Source organism: Pseudomonas sp. LBUM1651, from assembly GCF_059716135.1.
On record NZ_CP166805.1, the window covers coordinates 4,678,815 to 4,695,757 of the forward strand.

The window sequence follows — 16,943 nt, forward strand, 5'->3', positions numbered from 1 at the left end:
GTCGGAACGCCACCCGCTCGCTCCTACAGGGGATTGCGTAAACCTGTAGGAGCGAGGCTTGCCCGCGAAGGCGTCAGCCCAAGCGCCACTGAACCTGATCCCTGCCGATTCACCCCACAAATCCCGCAGTTATTTCCCTGCAGTCCCACTAGAATGCTCCCCATCGGGTCACTGCCAACGGAATCGCCATGCCGCTTCGCTCGCCGCTGTATTCGCAACGTTCGCTGGTTCTCACGCTGATCGCACTGCTGGGCGCAGGCTTCCTCGCCACGTCATTCCTCAGCTACTACGCCTCGCGCGCCTCGATCCGCGACAACATCGTCAACACCGAGCTGCCGCTGACATCGGACACGGTCTATTCGGAAATCCAGAAAGACCTTGTCAGACCGATCCTGATTTCCTCGATGATGTCCCGCGACACCTTCATGCGCGACTGGGTCGTCAACGGTGAGCAGAATCCCGAGCAAATGACCCGCTACCTCAATGAGGTCATGACCCACTACGACGCCTACACCGCGTTTTTCATCTCCAACAACAACCTGACCTACTATCAGGCCAAGGGCGTGCTGAAGAAAATCCGCAGTGACGACCCCAACGACTTCTGGTATTTCCGCGTGCGGGACATGCAGGCGCCCTACGAGATCAACGTCGACCCGGACACCGCCAACAATAACCGTCTGACGTTCTTCATCAATTACAAGGTTTTCGACTACAACGAGAACTTCATCGGCGCGGCCGGTGTCGGCTTGACCGTGGACGCGGTGATCAACTTGATCGACAAATACCAGCAGCGCTATCAACGCAGCGTGTACTTCGTCGACAGCTTCGGCCAACTGGTGCTCACTGGCGCCGACGGCGGCCCCGACGACGCCCGGGCGGGACAGTCGCTAACCAACCTGGCGAGCATGAAGAACCTGCTAGCCCAACTGCCCAAGCCCCGCGATGGCACCTACGAATACGCGGAGCCGGATGGCCAGGGACATTTCCTCAACGTGCGGTTCATTCCGGAACTGAACTGGTACCTGTTCGTCGACAAACGCGAAGACGGCGCCCTGAGTGAAATCCGTCAGTCGCTGTACCTCAATCTGCTGATCTGCCTGCTTGTCACACTGATCGTGCTGGCCCTGCTCAACCGGGTGATCAAGCGCTATCAGGGCAAGATCCAGGCGCAGGCGACGCTGGACAGCCTCACTGAACTGCCGAACCGTCGCGGCTTCGACCTGCTGGCCGCGCAAGCCATGCACGAGGCTCAGCGCGAGCCGAAACCGCTGACCGCGTTGCTGCTGGACCTGGACCACTTCAAAGCCTTGAACGACACCTACGGTCACCTCGCCGGCGATCAGGTGCTGATCGGTTTCGCACGGGACCTTGAGAGCTGCCTGCGTCATTCCGACATCGTTTGTCGCTGGGGTGGTGAAGAATTCATCGTGCTGCTCAAGGACACGGACGGTGAGACCGGACTGATGATCGCCGAGAAAATTCGCCAGCATGTCGAGCACCAGCGTTATGCCTACAACGATCACGCCTTGCAACTGACGGTCAGCATTGGCTTGACCACACTGCAACCGGCTGACACCTTGCACACCCTGCTCTCCCGGGCCGATCATGCAATGTATCGGGCCAAACAATCCGGCCGTAACCGTACCTGCGCGGAAATGCCTCACACCAGTTATGCATAGTCCTACATGAACAAGCCTGAATTCTGCCCGGCCTGCGGCGCCTCCAATGACTGCACACTGGCCGATCCGCGAACCGCCGATCGGCCATGCTGGTGCTACGGCGTCAGCATCGAACCGGCGGTACTCGAAGCGCTGCCCGCCGAGCTACGTGACAAATCCTGCCTGTGCCCACGCTGCGCGCAGGTCGAAGCGCAGTTGTAAGCATCATCGCAACCGATCACGTAAGATGCGCGGCCCTTTTCCTGCCGATGTTTTGTCATGCGCGTTGACCGCTTCCTCAGCAACCTGCCCCGCTTCAACCGTAAGCAGGTTCGCCTGCTGCTGGTGGAAAAGCGCGTGCGGATCGACGGAAAAGTCGTCAGCGACCCGCACACCGAGGTGCTGGAGTTCAGCCGCGTCGAGGTCGATGAGGAAGTCTTGCAAGTCGGCAAACCCGCCCGCTATTTCATGTTGCACAAGCCGCCCGGTTGCGTCAGCGCCACCCGTGACCCAGAGCACTCCACCGTCCTCGATCTGATCCACGAGCCGGACAAGGAAGACCTGCACATCGCCGGCCGCCTCGACTTCAACACCACCGGTCTGATGCTGATCACCAACGACGGCAGTTGGTCGCGACGCCTGACCCAACCGCAGACCAAACTGCCCAAGGTCTATTACGTCGAGACTGAACAGGAGATCGGCCCGGAATACGCGCTGAAATTCACCGAAGGCCTGTACTTCGCCTTCGAAGACCTCACCACCCAACCTGCCGAGCTGGTGGTGATCGGGCCAAAATCAGCCCGACTGAGCATCGTCGAAGGCCGTTATCACCAGGTGAAGCGGATGTTCGGCCACTTCGACAACAAAGTGCTGCGCCTGCATCGCGAACGCATGGGTCCGCTCGTGCTCGACAACGCGCTAAAACCGGGCGAATACCGCGCGTTGTGCACCGAAGAGATCCAATTGATCTAAGCAGCCTACCGCTCAGCAGAAGTTGTCGAACAATTTACGATTGGCACTTGCGCGATGCCGACTCGCCTGCTTGAATCAGGTCGTCAGCCGAAATGTGACTGAGGAGTCACAACATACTTCTAAGAAACTTTTTGTCGGTTAGAGAACCCTCAGGTTCCGCCTCAGACCGGCAGACTGCCCGCCAATAATAAAACCCGTCGACCGGACTGCAATGGATCGACATGGGCCTGCAAAATTCCAGGCATATGCCTACCTGTCACAAAGCTCGTGCAATCTCATTTGCGCGCATACCCGCTTGCCAGGAGTCTTATGACATGAGGCCAGAAATCGCTGTGCTGGATATACAGGGTCAGTATCGGGTTTACACGGAGTTCTATCGCGCAGACGCCGCAGAGAAGACCATTATCTTGGTCAACGGCTCGATGGCCACGACTGCGTCGTTTGCACAAACCGTGAAAAACCTCCACCCGCAGTTCAATGTGGTCTGCTACGACCAGCCCTACGCGGGCAAGTCAAAAGCCCACAACCTGCATGAGAAATTGCTGACCAAGGAAGTCGAAGGGCAGATCCTCCTGGAGCTGATCGACCACTTCGCCGCCGAACACGTGCTGTCGTTTTCCTGGGGTGGCGCCGCGACCCTGGTCGCCCTCGCCCAACAACCGCGACGGATCGAAAAAGCCGTGATCAGCTCGTTCTCTCCGGAGATCAACGCGCACATGCTCGACTACCTCGAGCGCGGTGTGGACTACCTCGGCAGCCGTGACGGCGACCGGGTCGGCAACCTGGTGAACAGCACCATCGGCAAACACCTGCCAACCCTGTTCAAGCGCTTCAACTATCGGCACGTCAGCAGCCTGGCCGATCATGAATACGGGCAGATGCACTTCCATATCAGCGACTTGCTGCACAGCGATCGCCAGTGCTTCTTCAACGCCGCTGAGAAAATCATCGTGCCGGTGCTGTTCATGAACGGCGAATGGGACGAATACACCGCCGCCGATGGCGCCCGGTTATTCGCCGACCACGTGAAACACGCCACCTTCAAGACACTGGATGCGACCGGCCACTTTCTCGACATGGAACACAAAGCCGCCTGCCGAGACAGCCGCAACGCATTGCTCGGTTTCCTGAAACCTGAGCAGCAGGCAACCCGACCGCGTTACCACTACGTCCAGGACCACCATGCATTGGCAATCTGAAACAGCGTCATCGCGAGCAAGCTTCGCCCTACAACGCTAACGCAAATCCGTAGGAGCAAGGCTTGCCCGCGAACGACCGTCACCCGGTCTGTTGTCTCGTGTCACCCGCGCTAAAGCCATCCCGAGCAAAGAAAAACTTCATTTCCACGCGCACATCTGGTACAAAGTCAGCCGCTCTGAGCGGGTGTCGTATAATGGCATTACTCCAGCTTCCCAAGCTGATAACGAGGGTTCGATTCCCTTCACCCGCTCCACTTCCTTGTTTCAGCATGTTCCCGCATATCCCGGCGAGCAGCTAACCCCTAGAGAAACCGGCCTTCTTAGCCGGTTTTTTTGTGTCCGCATGCTTTTCGCGCACGAATACAGGAAGTCTGTAACCGTTGGCGAGCACAAAGCTCAAGCAGAAGGGGCAGTTAATTGGTTCTGTGAGGAACTGGCTCAGCTAGCACCGTTGTATAAAAATGACGGTTTTCATGAAGAGGCCGAATGGAGGATTGTGGTTAAACATCCTCACACGCCCCTGAAGTATCGGGCGGGGCTCTCGTGCTTAATTCCTTATGTAGAGCTCAACATTTTGCAGAGCAAGACCACTCTTCGAGAAATTGTCGTGGGCCCTAACCCCGATCAGTCACGCTGCCTGAAATCCGCTGAAATGGCGCTTGAAACGTTTGGCTACCAGAACATCGATCTTCGCTGGTCGTTTACCCCATTCAACAACTGGTAGCAGGGCTTTGATCCCGAATTCTTAGCACTGTGGTGGTTGAGCAGTTTGCATGACGCGCAGTCGCTCGGATGCCTAATCCCGCGGTTAGTAACTCGGTCACTCTTTTGTGTAGATCGGTGTCCACCGGCCGACCCTGATATTTACCCGCTGCCTTGGCTTTCTCGATGCCCTGAGCCTGACGCTCGCGGCGCTGCTCGTAATCCTTTCGTGCGATCGCAGCCATCATTTCCACCAGCATGGAGTTGATCGCGCCCAGCATCCGGCCGGTGAACTCGTCCCCCTTGGTGTCCTGCATTCCTTGATGACTGGTCGGCAGGTCGAGCGCAACGATGCGCAAGCCTTTGGAGTCGATCGCAGCCTTGAGCTTCTGCCAATCCTCTACAGGAAGACGTGAGAGGCGGTCTATTGACTCCACCAGCAGCACGTCGCCCTTGCGTGCGTCCTTCAGCAGGCGCAGCAACTCAGGCCGATCTGCCGAGGCGCCGCTGGCATTTTCCAGGTACACGCACGCGATCACTTTGTTGTGGTCGGTGGCGAATTGCTCGAGTGACGCCCGGGCGCGGCCGGTGTCCTGCTCTTCGGTCGATGCTCGGAGGTATGCGCGGATGAACATGATGTGCTGTCCGTATCAGTTAAGGTGTTCTACTAATACTGTTGCACTATGAGTGTCACTTATCAAGCTGAAAGCGCAAATGAACACGAATTTGCCCGTATCAGCTCAGGCATACCCTAGATGCACGCCCGACGGTACTGATGGTGTTCAGAGCGGCCCACGGTCGAGTCGATGGAATTCTTTAAGCACCCAAGCCCCTCAAACAAGCTTCCACGCAAGTTCCGACGGCCATTGTTTACGTGCACCCCATGTGAATGAGGGGCGAGGCGACGCTTCAGACAAATTCAAAGAAAGAAAATGAATCTAAACATTTCGATTTTCCGTTGATGCCAATATGATATCGCCCGTAGTTCCCAGCAGACGTCGTCCAAAACGCGTGATGAACAATCAATGGGATGCCTACCGGGCAAGCTGATGACCAACAAAAATGTTGGCTGGCCAATGCCTGACCTAATTGCGAAGGAACGATTGAATATGACTTTGAAACAGGGGTTTCTCAGGCCAACGGCTCTCGCCGTAGCGATTTCGATGGGGGTCGCGGGCTGCGCCACTATTGATCATCAGTTGGGTCAGTCATCAGGGGCAACAGCCTGCGCAGTGGGCGGCGCTGTTGGAGCGGTAGCAGGTGCGTTGGTTGCCGTTGCCACTAACGGTAAACCGGAAGTCGGCGCTCTTGCCGGCGCCGGTATTGGTTGCGGCATAACAATGCTCTACCAAAGTCGAGTCAAACGTCTCCAGGCTGTTGCTCAGGCTGAGCACATAGATATGGATGTCAAAGAGATTGTTACCAATACCGCCGCCATTGGTGTTTCTGAAGGGGCCCCGGTGGGTATTGAGGCGCAGGCACGTGATTCGACGATGTTTGCCCCGGCCTCTGCCGAGTTGACCCCGGAAGGTGTACGTCAACTGCGTAAAATCGCCGAAACCATGGCAGAAGCTCAAAAAGCCCAGGCGGCAAAGCCCGCGCAATCTAATCAGCAAGCACCTGCGGGTGACATGAAAATCCTGGTCGTGGGCCACACAGACTCCACCGGTGAAGCACAATTCAACCAAAGCCTGTCTGAAAAGCGTGCGCGCGCTGTCGGCAATATTCTGGCCGAAGCTGGCATCAAGGCCACTGATATCTATTACCAGGGCGCCGGCTCTTCGCGTCCTGTCGCGGATAACAGCACGGTAGCGGGGCGAGCAAAAAACCGTCGCGTCGAGATGTTGCAGATCGATAGCCAGAAGTTGTTGGTCGAACGGGTTCGCAGTGAACGCAACAACACCAAGTACCTTGAATACGGTACTCGCACGCAGACTGCTGCGGCGCCTGCCGTCGCCGTGAAATCCTCCAAAATTGCGACCTCACCTGTTGTCGCTCAAGTGCCAATGGCAGCTGTAAAGGCGAAAGCCCAAAAACCGGTTTCCCCATCCATTTCGCAAGAAACTGCCTCTTCGCAAGAGACTTCGTCTGCGCCTTCGCCGTTGGCAATTGTCGGCAAGGGTGGCATCGACTTTGGCGGCCACGCGGTAACCAATGGCAACTCGACCCTGGCGCAGTCCATCGTGCCCAAGAAGTCGATGTTCTCGCTGATTTCCAGCGCATATGCATCCGTTCCTGTCGGATCGTGCATCGCCGATATGCCACGTACCGAAGGCGAAGTCATGAACCTGGGCACTGGCAAGACGATCGATGACGTCGATACCAGCGACTTCCTGCCGGGCATGAACGGGCGCCCGTGGGCTCAGACGGTCAATGGTCACCTGGCGAGTATTGGTCCGGTGTCGATCCTGAAAGCGGATTCGACCCTGGCCCAGCAACCGTTCATGTCTTTCAAGTCCAACTACAAAACCGTTAAAGAGAAGCAGATCAGTCGCGTTCTGGCCTCTGCAAATACTTATGACGGTGAAACTCAGGTTCTTTATCGAGTCTTCTCGATCGACGCGAAAAGTTCGCCGGTATCGTGCATGGACATCGTATTCGACAAGCGCACGGGTCAAGCATCGGGTGGCGAAATCTACTACCCGAAAGGTGGCACCGCTTTCGTTGCTGCATTCGATCCACGCCGTCAGTAATTCTCCAAGGAAGACAACATGCTCGAGACCATAAAAACAATCATGACGGCCTATTGGTACATCGTGGTTCCCATTATCACGACCCTGATAATGATGATTCCCGTAGTCATATACTGGGAAAAGGTTCGTTATGGATTGATGATCACCCGCCATCGCTTTCCTCTCATCGGGACAATCAGCTATTGGGTAAAAAACCCTGGCAAGCAGGACAGTCAGACTCACTTCCTGAAATCGGAAACGGAGCTCTGCGGTGCCTATCATCACTACTACCTAAAGCATTCCAAAGACGGCACGTTCTACAAAAAAGCTGAAGACTACCTTCTCAAGGTCAATGAGGATGGTCGTAAGGAAAAAGGCCTGATGCTTTGGGCATTGATCCTGACCTTGATGGTGGTTGAGGCCTCGGCTTTCGGTTACGCGCTGGCTCCGTACGTGTTGGCCATGGCTACTCCAAACACCGCGATGATTACGGCCTGGGGTATTGGTCTGGTGATTTCGGTTGTTGGTTTGTACCTGTCCGAGAAAAGTGGTCACCAGCTATATACCAACCACAAGATCAATCAGGTAATGGCCTACAGCTCGATGCGCGAAAACGGATCGGCCGGTGACTTCATCCGCAAGGATCGCCTGAATATCGACAAAACATTTGAAGATGACGACCGCCCGGCCTACCAGCAGATGCTCAATCGCATCAAGGTAGGAGGGGACACAGCCAAGCCGAGCAAGTCCTTCAACTACTTGATCATCTACTCGGTGTTCATTGTGGGTCTTGCGATAGCTGCTTTTGCCGTGCGGGCCGAGACGCTGAAGGCGACCGAAGCCGAACTGGTCGCGAACCCGATGACCTCTATGTCCATGGAGCAGGCATCGCCAGATTCAGAAAGTTTTGATTTGGGCGATGACATGAAGGCAGTAAAACAAGCCTCCGTATCGAAAAGTGCACAAGACCAAATCGACTCGATGCACCGCGCTTCGATGATCACCTTCGCCGTATTGAGCGCCTTGTTCTGCTTCATTCAGTTCACATCTACGATCATGGCCTATTCCCGCGGTTTTGCCGGTAGCCATTCGAGCGAAGCCTGGAAAGCCACTAAAGGCTTTGCAAACGCCGATGAGTTTGTCACTCATCACGAAACAATTGCTCGCTCCATCGCTGTGGATGCTCAGCGCGCCCTTGGCAACCTGCAAGCGCTGCTGAGTGCGCAATTCCATATTTCTGGAGACGATAACAACCAGAAAGAGACGAATAAGCATGAGCGCACCTTTGAACGTTTCCTCGCGATCAAACATGCCGAGAAGATGGCTAAAGACCAGCGGAATGTATTGAGCGGCATTCTGGATAATCTCAACAAGCAGTCTGCGGATTTCGCCAGAAAGGGTGATCAGGCTGGTTCTGACCTCGCAATGGCCAAAGCTGCCGAAATTCGCGCTCGAATCAACAGCCTCAACGGCACCGAAACGGTTGTTGCCGCTGCACAGGCCGTAGTGCCTGCCAGGACTGAATCGACCCAGGAAGTGCTGGCTGCCACGGTTGTTGTCGCTCCTGTCGAGCCGGTTGCTGCCGTTGTGCAAGCTGGTTTCGATCCGCATGCGTGGGGCAACCTGATGGGGTTTGAAGAAGACGACCTAGATTACGTAGCGGGGAAGAAAGGTGTTGATATCGCCCTCATCCGTCGCGCGTACAAGCTCCAGAAGCTGGATGCGGAGCTCAGTTGATCATGATCAAGTCCCTTATCGCGGCGCTCGCCTTCGCCCCTGCGGTCCTGCTGGCTGCCGAACGCAATGACGTGCCGAGTTGTTACGAGATCACCAAGCTGACCGAGTTCAAGTCGCCCTCTTCAGGGCGCTTGTTGGCGGTCATTGTCGATCAAACAACCCCACTGACCGGTGACCTGCAACAAACCGCCTGGAACCACATCAAGCGGTTCATGGGGCCTGGCGACAAGCTTCGCCTCTACAGCTTTAGTGCTTACTTGAACGGGCGTTACACCAAGCTTGAGTTTGCGGGTGAGTTGGAAAGCCCGATTGATCCCGCGGCGATCCCGAACGTGCCGATTATGGCGGCGAAGAAGTTCGAAGGCTGCCTGACGCAACAGCGTCAGGTGCTCTTCCAGCGCTTTGGCAAGGCTTTCGCCGGCACGATAAAGGCGTCCACTACCGATATTCCACGCAGCGAAATCCTCTTCAGCCTGCGTGAAATCGCAAACGACATCAGTAAGGCCAAAGACACAAACGACCAGGTCGTCCTGCTGATGTCCGACATGCTGGAATACAGCGACTTTGGCAGCTTCTATGCCTCGAACCGCATTCGGGACATCAGCCCCCCGGCTGAACTTGAAAAGGTTAAGAAGCAGAACCTGTTGGCAGATTTCGGGGGCGCGCGAATCTATGTTCATGGTGCGGCCTTCGTGCCTCAGTCCAACAAGGACGGCTACCGTTCTGGGAAGATGATCAGCAATCTCAAGACTTTCTGGAATGGCTACTTTGAGCAATCAAATGCCGAACTCAAAGGGTTCGGCACTCCTGAACTCACCAGCGCCGTCGAATAAAAAATAATTCGCTTGCAGCCCGGCGAATCCATGATTTAAAGGATATTGGAGTGCAACATGTTTGAAAACATTGTAATGATAGCGGCACTTACTGCCGCGGGTTTTTATGCAGGGAAAAAGTTCAATCAAAATGTCGTATTGATCATAACGACTCTGGTTGCACTTTTTCTGTTGAGGCCGGATTACCTTTTCTATGACTTTAACCTTCCAGATTTAATATTTTGCGTTTTTCTTGCATTGCTTCCGGCCATTGCAATAAAGCTGATGAGTGGGGGGAAGTTGACCGACTTTAATTTGGGTGGCTCACAGCAATTTGATAATTCGGACGGTGTCGGGTCCGCGACATTTATGATCGGCAAGATTTTGTCTGCCAATGACACTTCTTACACTACGACAAGTGTAGGCATCTCAAAAAATGTCTTTGGGAACGATCAGGCCACCGCATACAACACACTTCACAGCTCGCATCGAACCTGGCTCTATGACCATCAGCGCCAGCAAGAAGTGGAATATCGTAGCTCCGGTGAGTCACCTGGCCGCCCTGGCCACAACATCGGTGTGGCGATGATCGAGGGCCAAGTAAAGCTCGAAGTCAACTTCGACACTCATATGGAGTACACCTACAAGTCAGTCACTGAGCACGTTGGGGTGGCGGGCGTCATTCTGTCAGTGGGCATGTTGTTCCTTGGCTGGGCATTGCTACCGTTATCTTTGCTTAAACTAGTGTTTTCTCTTCTGGCCAAGAAGCCTGTCTGTTTTTACACCAATAGTGCATGCACCGGATTTCCTGGCAGTGAAGCACCGCAAATAAAATCCTTGCTCATCCAAACTGTTATGGTTGGAGCAATTTACCTCCTGTTGTTGGCTGCCATCCTTACGAAAAACACGGGCTTGGCCTTTGTAGCTGTTGGCGTGTTCGCCGGGCTGATTTGGTGCAATGTTCATTTCATGAAAGTCACAGGCACGGCGTATCAGCAATTCATTTCCAAATGCCGGAACGAATTATCTCTGCGTTATAAGACGCATTTGCAAAAAGTTAGCGATGTGGAGCAGGCGAATTCAAAAGCCTCCGTAGAAATTTGACCTATGAACTAAAAAACATTTCCGCAAATTATTGAATGCTACAAAGCAGATAATACGTAAAAAGGCCTTAAATGAGGCCTTTTTACGTACTAATGTCCCGCGGCTCGCGATGGGTTTGCATCACCTCGCGACCTCGTTTTTTGATCGCAACCCGCTGCCAAATCGTACGGAGCCGATAAATCAGCCGCGGGCCATGCACGAGCCTGTCACAACCTAGCGCCGGGCTTTTAATGCCTAGAATTAATCAAGTGTTCTTACCGATAATTCACTGCACTTTTCCAAGCTATCAAATCTTGAGTTTCACCACAGTCAGCTAGCGAAAAATTTCTGTATAAATCAAACTCTTTGTCGACAATCGAAAACATCAACATGCATCTTTCGGTTTTCTCTCCAGCAACTTTATCAATTTGATGAAATTCCGCTTTAACCACCACAACTTGAAGTTTCCTGCCCTTGAACTCTCCTATCCCATGCTCTGCAACGGTAAATTTCGGTGAGTCTGTCGAAGTCGCTATGCCCCTGTCGGCCAAAGTCTTTTCTACAGCTGTCTCGAACTCTTTTCGATCCCCCCATTTCTCCGCTACTGGGTATTTAATCAAAACAACAAGCATAATAGCGGCGATAACACACCCTATCCCTAGAGCTTGAAGCGCGCTAATCCCGCTCGACTTTACCAGTATTTGCATAGCGTTGTACGCTTACATTTATAAAGATGGCAGATAAGCCAACTATTGATCCGAAGACGCATGACGGAGCGTTTCAACAACTAGGGAGCTACATAGGACGTTATACGGCGCAGTAAACATGTTACCGCCTCTTGGAGTATCCAGAGCGTCTTCCCAACTCAGAGTATCGGAGCCCTTCATAAGTTTTCCTCCAACATAAATGCTATTATATTTACCTTTTTTAGTTACGCAGTCAGCTGTAAAATTCATCAAGGTTTGGCCACCAGTTATGACGATACTGATGGTCTCATTAGGGTTGAGTGTTATGGTATCCAGATGCAGTAGCTGGTTACCGACTACCACGGCTCTCTCTTTATCATATGTTACGGCATTTAAATTTTCTGGAAGAGATGCCAGTGCCGACCCACAAAAAAATGAAAGGACGGAAACTACTACATGTATCCTTTTCATTTATTCATCCTCCAGTTTCAGGTTACAAATTTTGCGCACCGCCGTTGCAAGCACTTCGCCTGTTGCGGGTTCAAAATATTTTCCCGGCATACCATTTGATATCTCGAAATTTCCATCTACGCGGTCTATGCCTGTCCTTTCTATCCGAAGCGTATTAGTTTCGCATTCGACGCGTATTGCTGAAACAATGGCCCCGTCAGACAGTTCCGCCACGCGCTGTCCTCTGACTGATTCTACAGAATCAAGGTGCAAAACAGTCCGGCTATCAAGCGACATTGCTTGGTCTTGCTCATAAGCGAAAGCTGCATTCGTACAAAGCATAAGTACGAAGATCCCCCTGAGTCGAATCACTTTCTTAACCCCTATCCTAGAATTTTTCGATCAAATCACTTTAGCTGTCCATGAAGAAAGACCTTCTCCAAATGCAGGCAAAATGCCACCATTGGGATATCGGCCCCCTCGAAACATACTTGAGTATCCATGCGCGTTTTCTAGCGATATGGGCCGAATGTTTGGGATTGCGAACTGAACGTGAAGGCGAGTCCTATAAATGTCGGCATTGTTCTCTCGGCTCCGGCGATCGGGCGCATGGAGTACAGGCTCGCCCGTAAGAATCTGAAACGGGTCAATCATGTCTTCGAGTGTGCCCCTCTATTCGCCAAAGCCATGGAAATTGCCCAATTGGATGCTGTGCGCCTGATGACGGCAGAAGCCCAAGAGATCCAGATCGTTAATCACTTCCGTTTCCTGACCGAGCCCAAGGAATCTTTGATTCGCTTTAGCCCCATGCGCTCGATTCTGGTAGAAAACTTCGACGCGACCCTTGAAGACCTGTTCGGCCGCTATATCGAGCGCCAAGGCATGGGTCGTGATCGTCGTGATCGTCGTGAAGAAGTAATGGTTCGGGAAATCCGCACGCTGTTCGCGCAAGCGTCCATTCGCAGCTTCCGCGATGAAACCTTGACCGGCGATCTGAGCAAACTGCACCTGCCCCTGGTTCACCGCAATGAAGTTGTGGCCGCAATCAAACCCTTGGCTTTCGATCAAGCCGAGCCAAGTGCGATCCTCGACCACTGCGATCAGTGGCTGATGAAGTTCGTTCGCGCCGAGAGCGAGGGGATTATTGAACTGAAAAATGTCCTGATCCCTGTAAGCGCACCGGCCGAGGGCGAGTCACCCCGCCACCGCAGATCGGTGAAAAAAGCTAAAGAAAGCATTCTGGAGCACGGCCTGCAGCTGGTCGAGTTCCAGGCCAGCCAGGCAATTGCCGCCTTCGCGCAGAACTACGCTCAGTAGACTCATGCCATACCCACGTTATCTCAAAGTCCGAAGTACTCTGGGCCTTGGGGATAGCGTCCCACACATTTAGTTGCGGGCCACTGCGACTGCAGTAATTGCTGTTTCGTCGACGACAGCAACAAACCGAAGAGTCCCCAAAAGGGACTCTTCGGCCCTTTTTGGGGACTTTGTCAATCCAGATAGACAGCCCAGTGAAGCTTCATATTCATCGCCTTACCAAGTCAGTGGCTTGCAGTAGCTTGACAACAGGAACTCACTCCAAAAAAAGGCACTCTAGCTGTACAGTGCCTAGCTTCTATCCGTTTCGCCAAAATACGCTCCACACCAGAAACCAGCATCGACCATGTGCCGAAGAGAGAAAGCAGCGTCACCTCGAACGAGGTGACAAGCGTAGCTCGCGACTATTGGAAAATACTTTTTGTACACCCACCTGTACACCAGCATTTAAAAACATCCCAGACTCCCCGTATTTTATGAATACTTCTGCTCCCTTCACCCGCTCCAATCGAATTTTTGTCTCACGTTGAGTTTTTTGACGGGGGATGCAGGGAAAGAAAAAAACCGGTCTTGATGGCCGGTTTTTTTGTGTCTGGGATTTGGTGGAATTGCCTTTTGCCCTCAGGGCAGTTACGACTAAGCTGAGATACGTTAACGTTTTTTTTTGAAATCACGGTTTTAGTATCAAAATTCACACAGGATTAGTATTTTCGCATCGCAAGAAATTAACGTTTTCGCGTCACATACGCGTTTTGTTAGCATTTTCATTGCCCTGTTAAGGAATTCGTCAATGCCTGTCGGTTTCAAGGCCCTCGCCGATCGCTACGACATCGCACTTGCACAGCCTCTGCGTGTCGAGTCCGAGATCGGCACTGCACGTGTCAGCCGCGAAAGTGACGGGAATGTGGAGAACAGGTATCCGCCAAGTTACCGGCCCGCAGACGATTTCGCAGGGCATTTCGAATTCGGGCTCAAGTACGAAGAGATTCATCTTGAGTTCTTCGCTCGCCTGTTTGCAGCGATAGGCCCGCAGCCTATCGAAGACTGGTGTCGACGAGAGCCTTTCGGCCAGTACGCACGACGCACCGGGTTTCTTTATGAATGGTTGACAGGGGAACGTCTGGATGTGCCAGACGTGACCAATGGCGCCTATGTCGATGCGCTTTCACCCCAAAAATACCTGACTCGTCGCGAGCCACTGCGAACGCGACGCTGGCGAATCAATAACAACCTGCCGGGGACGCCTGAGTTCTGCCCCCTGGTTCGTCGAACGGCGTCAGTGCAAGAAGCTTTGCAGTTCGATCTGCGCGCCGCATTGGCTGAGTTGGATCAAGCCTTTGGCCCCGACATCCTGATGCGTACGGCCAGTTGGCTGACGTTCAAGGAATCGCGCGCTAGCTTTCTCATCGAAAAGGAAGCCGACCAGGCCGATCGCATCCAGCGGTTCGCTCATGTCATTGCCCAGCACTGCGGCCATATCGAAAACCCGTTGAGCAACGCCAGCCTTCAATCCCTGCAAGCCGGCATTCTCGGACGTGATGCCATCGGACTGGGCTTGCGCCGATCTCCTGTGTTTGTGGGTCAGGCCACGATGCGCGAGGACATCGTGCATTACATCGCCCCCCATTCCGCGGATCTTGCGCAGCTATTGGCAGGTGTCAACGAGTTTGAGGTCGCAACCCGTGGCGCGGAGTCACTGGCACGTGCCGCTGTGTTGGCATTTGGCTTCGTGTACATCCATCCCATGCGCGATGGCAACGGCCGGATTCATCGCTTCCTGATCAACGACACTTTGATTCGGGATAAGGCCGTGCCTGACGGCGTGATCCTGCCGGTGTCAGCCACAATCACCAGTTCTATCGACTTCAGGGCCGGCTACGATCGAACGCTCGAAGTGTTCTCGAGACCGTTCATGCGGCGTTACGCAACGGCATATCGATTCGGCGAACTCGTGATCTACGAGGATGGCACTCCCAGCAATTTCATCTTCGATGAATACAAGGACGCACTCTTTGCCTGGCGGTATCCCGATCTGACTGAACACGTTCTGTATACCGCACGCGTCGTCGAGCACACCATTCGAACGGAAATGGCGGATGAAGCGAGAGTACTGGTGATCTTTCAGCGAGCTCAGGAACAGCTGAAAGAGGTACTTGAGATGCCGGACCAGGATGCGAACCGCATCATTCGGTCCATCAAGGAGAACGGTTGGATGGTGTCGGGCAAGCTGAAAAAAGGGTATCCGCAGCTTGAAGATGAGGGCATGGCGGAACGCGTCGTGGAGTCGGTGCGGTCCGCATTTGAGGATCGAGAGATGGGGGCAGGCGAAAAGTGAAGAAACCGGTCCGAATGGCCGGTTTTTTATGTCTGAAGATTTAGCTATGCAAGCACTTCGGTAGGGCTGGCAAAACCCTGAAATACAGAAAACGCCTCATTTGCGGCCATCTCCGAACTCTATCCTCACGCCCTCCTAGGCTCGTTTTTCACACCACCTTTCCATCGGTGCCCGAGAAGGCTCAGTGGTTATAGTGTTGATCATACGAATTCAGTAGGTATAGTAACCACCTAAGCACACCACACGGAGGTGATGTGAATAGCCGATTTTTGATAAGCCAAATTGTTGCGGATGGCTGGTATCTGGTTCGTATCAGGGGCAGTCATCATCACTTCAAGCACCCGACCAAACCGGGGCTGGTGACAGTTCCTCATCCGAAAAAGGACCTGCTCACAAAAACGGCCGTGAGTATTTTGAAACAGGCGCTGCTCTGATGATTTCGACGCGCGGCGTCTCAAGAGGACAATGAACATGCTTTACCCAATTGCGATTTCAATGGGCGACAACGAACACGCTTGGGGCGTGGAGGTACCGGATATTCCGGGGTGTTTCTCTGCTGGTGAGGATCTGGATGATGCGATGGCCATGGCTCGGGAAGCCATTGAGGGCCATTTCGAAATTCTTGCCGAAGACGGTTCACCGATTCCACCTGCGAACAAAGTCACTTTGCATGCGGCCAATCCGCAGTACGCAGGTTGCACATGGGCGGTAGTGGACATCGATGTTACCAAGTACCTGGGCAAAGCCCAGAAGCTGAACATCACCCTGCCGGGGTACCTGCTCAACCGCATTGACGAATACGTATTGCATCACCCGGAAGAGAAAAGCCGTTCAGGCTTTCTGGCATCGGCAGCACTGAAGGTGTTGCAGCAGAGCTGATGACCTTGTTTCTAAAATGCAAAACCGGCCCCAGTGGCTAATACCGATCAGTTAGGCGAAAGCTGCCCCCTGTGGGAGCGAGCTTGCTCGCGATGGACGTTAACGATAACGCGTATTTTCTGGATAAACGCGTCGCCTTGAAGTCCATCGCGAGCAAGCTCGCTCCTACAAATCTGCTTAACTGACCGGCATTACCCCAGTGGCCGGTTTTTTATAGGTCGGATTTAGTGACAGGTTGCATTCACTGCTCAGCTCCGCCCGTTACAGAATTGGCGCGGTATTGCAGATCCTGGAAAACCGCGCGATGCGTGGCGACATCACCATGGACTCGATGATTCTCAGCGACTTTGCATTGCTCTGCTGCATACCCTTGCGTGATGGATGCGATGTGCTGGGTGGCGGAACGTAGGGCTTTTTCATTCCTGCCGCTCGTCAGCTGTC

16 protein-coding genes, 1 tRNA gene and 1 pseudogene are annotated in these 16,943 nt (G+C 53.6%); 15 read left to right on the top strand and 3 right to left on the bottom strand.

The genetic code is table 11. The annotated features are described in order from the left end of the window. Positions 1–188: 188 nt before the first annotated feature. The 6 genes from ACA066_RS21875 (at position 189) to ACA066_RS21900 (ending at position 4,553) form a co-directional block, all read left to right on the top strand. Positions 189–1,679: a sensor domain-containing diguanylate cyclase gene (locus tag ACA066_RS21875; RefSeq protein WP_497696597.1), complete on the top strand. Its 1,491-nt coding sequence runs from the start codon at positions 189–191 to the stop codon at positions 1,677–1,679. A gap of 6 nt (positions 1,680–1,685) precedes the next feature. Next, a complete protein-coding gene (locus ACA066_RS21880; protein ID WP_497696598.1) occupies positions 1,686–1,880 on the top strand; it encodes a cysteine-rich CWC family protein in 195 nt (64 codons plus the stop codon). A gap of 57 nt (positions 1,881–1,937) precedes the next feature. Continuing rightward, positions 1,938–2,630, top strand: a complete 693-nt coding sequence (locus ACA066_RS21885) for a pseudouridine synthase (RefSeq protein ID WP_497696599.1) — start codon at positions 1,938–1,940, stop codon at positions 2,628–2,630. A gap of 314 nt (positions 2,631–2,944) precedes the next feature. Further along, positions 2,945–3,829, top strand: a complete 885-nt coding sequence (locus ACA066_RS21890; RefSeq protein ID WP_497696600.1) for an alpha/beta fold hydrolase — start codon at positions 2,945–2,947, stop codon at positions 3,827–3,829. A gap of 180 nt (positions 3,830–4,009) precedes the next feature. Further along, positions 4,010–4,083, top strand: a tRNA-Gly gene (locus ACA066_RS21895). Between the two features lie 89 nt (positions 4,084–4,172). Further along, positions 4,173–4,553 (top strand): hypothetical protein, encoded by a 381-nt coding sequence (locus ACA066_RS21900; protein ID WP_497696601.1) that lies wholly within the window; start codon positions 4,173–4,175, stop codon positions 4,551–4,553. Here the strand turns inward: ACA066_RS21900 and ACA066_RS21905 are convergent. After that, positions 4,540–5,166: a recombinase family protein gene (locus ACA066_RS21905; protein WP_497696602.1), complete on the bottom strand. Its 627-nt coding sequence runs from the start codon at positions 5,164–5,166 to the stop codon at positions 4,540–4,542. The two genes, ACA066_RS21900 and ACA066_RS21905, sit on opposite strands and share 14 nt — an antisense overlap. 474 nt (positions 5,167–5,640) lie before the next feature. Between ACA066_RS21905 and ACA066_RS21910 the strand changes: the two genes are divergently transcribed. Genes ACA066_RS21910 through ACA066_RS21925 form a run of 4 tightly spaced genes read left to right on the top strand, consistent with a single transcriptional unit; the run spans position 5,641 to position 10,856 of the window. Further along, entirely contained in the window at positions 5,641–7,224 is a 1,584-nt protein-coding gene (locus tag ACA066_RS21910; protein WP_497696603.1) for an OmpA family protein, read from the top strand. Between the two features lie 18 nt (positions 7,225–7,242). Further along, entirely contained in the window at positions 7,243–8,940 is a 1,698-nt protein-coding gene (locus tag ACA066_RS21915) for a hypothetical protein (protein ID WP_497696604.1), read from the top strand. 2 nt (positions 8,941–8,942) lie between these two features. After that, the gene (locus ACA066_RS21920; protein WP_497696605.1) at positions 8,943–9,773 is read left to right on the top strand and encodes a hypothetical protein; all 831 of its coding nucleotides are present in this window, start codon (positions 8,943–8,945) and stop codon (positions 9,771–9,773) included. Between the two features lie 57 nt (positions 9,774–9,830). Further along, positions 9,831–10,856 carry a hypothetical protein gene (locus ACA066_RS21925; RefSeq protein WP_497696606.1) on the top strand — a complete coding sequence of 342 codons (1,026 nt, stop codon included), beginning with the start codon at positions 9,831–9,833 and terminating at the stop codon, positions 10,854–10,856. A gap of 254 nt (positions 10,857–11,110) precedes the next feature. Here ACA066_RS21925 and ACA066_RS21930 read toward each other — a convergent pair whose 3' ends face one another. Together ACA066_RS21930 and ACA066_RS21935 are read right to left on the bottom strand one after the other, a co-directional pair. Then, positions 11,111–11,542 (bottom strand): hypothetical protein, encoded by a 432-nt coding sequence (locus ACA066_RS21930; protein ID WP_497696607.1) that lies wholly within the window; start codon positions 11,540–11,542, stop codon positions 11,111–11,113. A 450-nt stretch (positions 11,543–11,992) separates the two neighbouring features. Beyond that, a complete protein-coding gene (locus ACA066_RS21935; RefSeq protein ID WP_497696608.1) occupies positions 11,993–12,268 on the bottom strand; it encodes a hypothetical protein in 276 nt (91 codons plus the stop codon). A gap of 255 nt (positions 12,269–12,523) precedes the next feature. Here ACA066_RS21935 and ACA066_RS21940 point away from each other — a divergent pair, with 255 nt between their 5' ends. The 5 genes and pseudogenes from ACA066_RS21940 to ACA066_RS21960 form a co-directional block, all read left to right on the top strand. Beyond that, positions 12,524–13,288, top strand: a complete 765-nt coding sequence (locus ACA066_RS21940; protein WP_497696609.1) for a DUF3037 domain-containing protein — start codon at positions 12,524–12,526, stop codon at positions 13,286–13,288. Positions 13,289–14,078: 790 nt separating this feature from the next. Continuing rightward, positions 14,079–15,623, top strand: coding sequence for a Fic family protein (locus tag ACA066_RS21945; RefSeq protein ID WP_497696610.1), 1,545 nt, complete (start codon positions 14,079–14,081; stop codon positions 15,621–15,623). A 254-nt stretch (positions 15,624–15,877) separates the two neighbouring features. After that, positions 15,878–16,057: a type II toxin-antitoxin system HicA family toxin gene (locus ACA066_RS21950; protein WP_497696611.1), complete on the top strand. Its 180-nt coding sequence runs from the start codon at positions 15,878–15,880 to the stop codon at positions 16,055–16,057. Positions 16,058–16,094: 37 nt separating this feature from the next. Next, a complete protein-coding gene (locus tag ACA066_RS21955; protein WP_031318476.1) occupies positions 16,095–16,502 on the top strand; it encodes a type II toxin-antitoxin system HicB family antitoxin in 408 nt (135 codons plus the stop codon). 232 nt (positions 16,503–16,734) lie between these two features. Next, positions 16,735–16,911, top strand: a pseudogene (locus ACA066_RS21960) (short-chain dehydrogenase); the annotation flags it as partial. Positions 16,912–16,943 lie beyond the last annotated feature (32 nt).

Excerpts from the sequence above, each read along its gene's own strand:
- ACA066_RS21875 (WP_497696597.1), top strand. The coding sequence starts at position 189 with ATGCCGCTTCGCTCGCCGCTGTATTCGCAACGTTCGCTGGTTCTCACG.
- ACA066_RS21880 (WP_497696598.1), top strand. The coding sequence starts at position 1,686 with ATGAACAAGCCTGAATTCTGCCCGGCCTGCGGCGCCTCCAATGACTGC.
- ACA066_RS21885 (WP_497696599.1), top strand. The coding sequence starts at position 1,938 with ATGCGCGTTGACCGCTTCCTCAGCAACCTGCCCCGCTTCAACCGTAAG.
- ACA066_RS21890 (WP_497696600.1), top strand. The coding sequence starts at position 2,945 with ATGAGGCCAGAAATCGCTGTGCTGGATATACAGGGTCAGTATCGGGTT.
- ACA066_RS21900 (WP_497696601.1), top strand. The coding sequence starts at position 4,173 with ATGCTTTTCGCGCACGAATACAGGAAGTCTGTAACCGTTGGCGAGCAC.
- ACA066_RS21905 (WP_497696602.1), bottom strand. The coding sequence starts at position 5,166 with ATGTTCATCCGCGCATACCTCCGAGCATCGACCGAAGAGCAGGACACC.
- ACA066_RS21910 (WP_497696603.1), top strand. The coding sequence starts at position 5,641 with ATGACTTTGAAACAGGGGTTTCTCAGGCCAACGGCTCTCGCCGTAGCG.
- ACA066_RS21915 (WP_497696604.1), top strand. The coding sequence starts at position 7,243 with ATGCTCGAGACCATAAAAACAATCATGACGGCCTATTGGTACATCGTG.
- ACA066_RS21920 (WP_497696605.1), top strand. The coding sequence starts at position 8,943 with ATGATCAAGTCCCTTATCGCGGCGCTCGCCTTCGCCCCTGCGGTCCTG.
- ACA066_RS21925 (WP_497696606.1), top strand. The coding sequence starts at position 9,831 with ATGTTTGAAAACATTGTAATGATAGCGGCACTTACTGCCGCGGGTTTT.
- ACA066_RS21930 (WP_497696607.1), bottom strand. The coding sequence starts at position 11,542 with ATGCAAATACTGGTAAAGTCGAGCGGGATTAGCGCGCTTCAAGCTCTA.
- ACA066_RS21935 (WP_497696608.1), bottom strand. The coding sequence starts at position 12,268 with ATGTCGCTTGATAGCCGGACTGTTTTGCACCTTGATTCTGTAGAATCA.
- ACA066_RS21945 (WP_497696610.1), top strand. The coding sequence starts at position 14,079 with ATGCCTGTCGGTTTCAAGGCCCTCGCCGATCGCTACGACATCGCACTT.
- ACA066_RS21955 (WP_031318476.1), top strand. The coding sequence starts at position 16,095 with ATGCTTTACCCAATTGCGATTTCAATGGGCGACAACGAACACGCTTGG.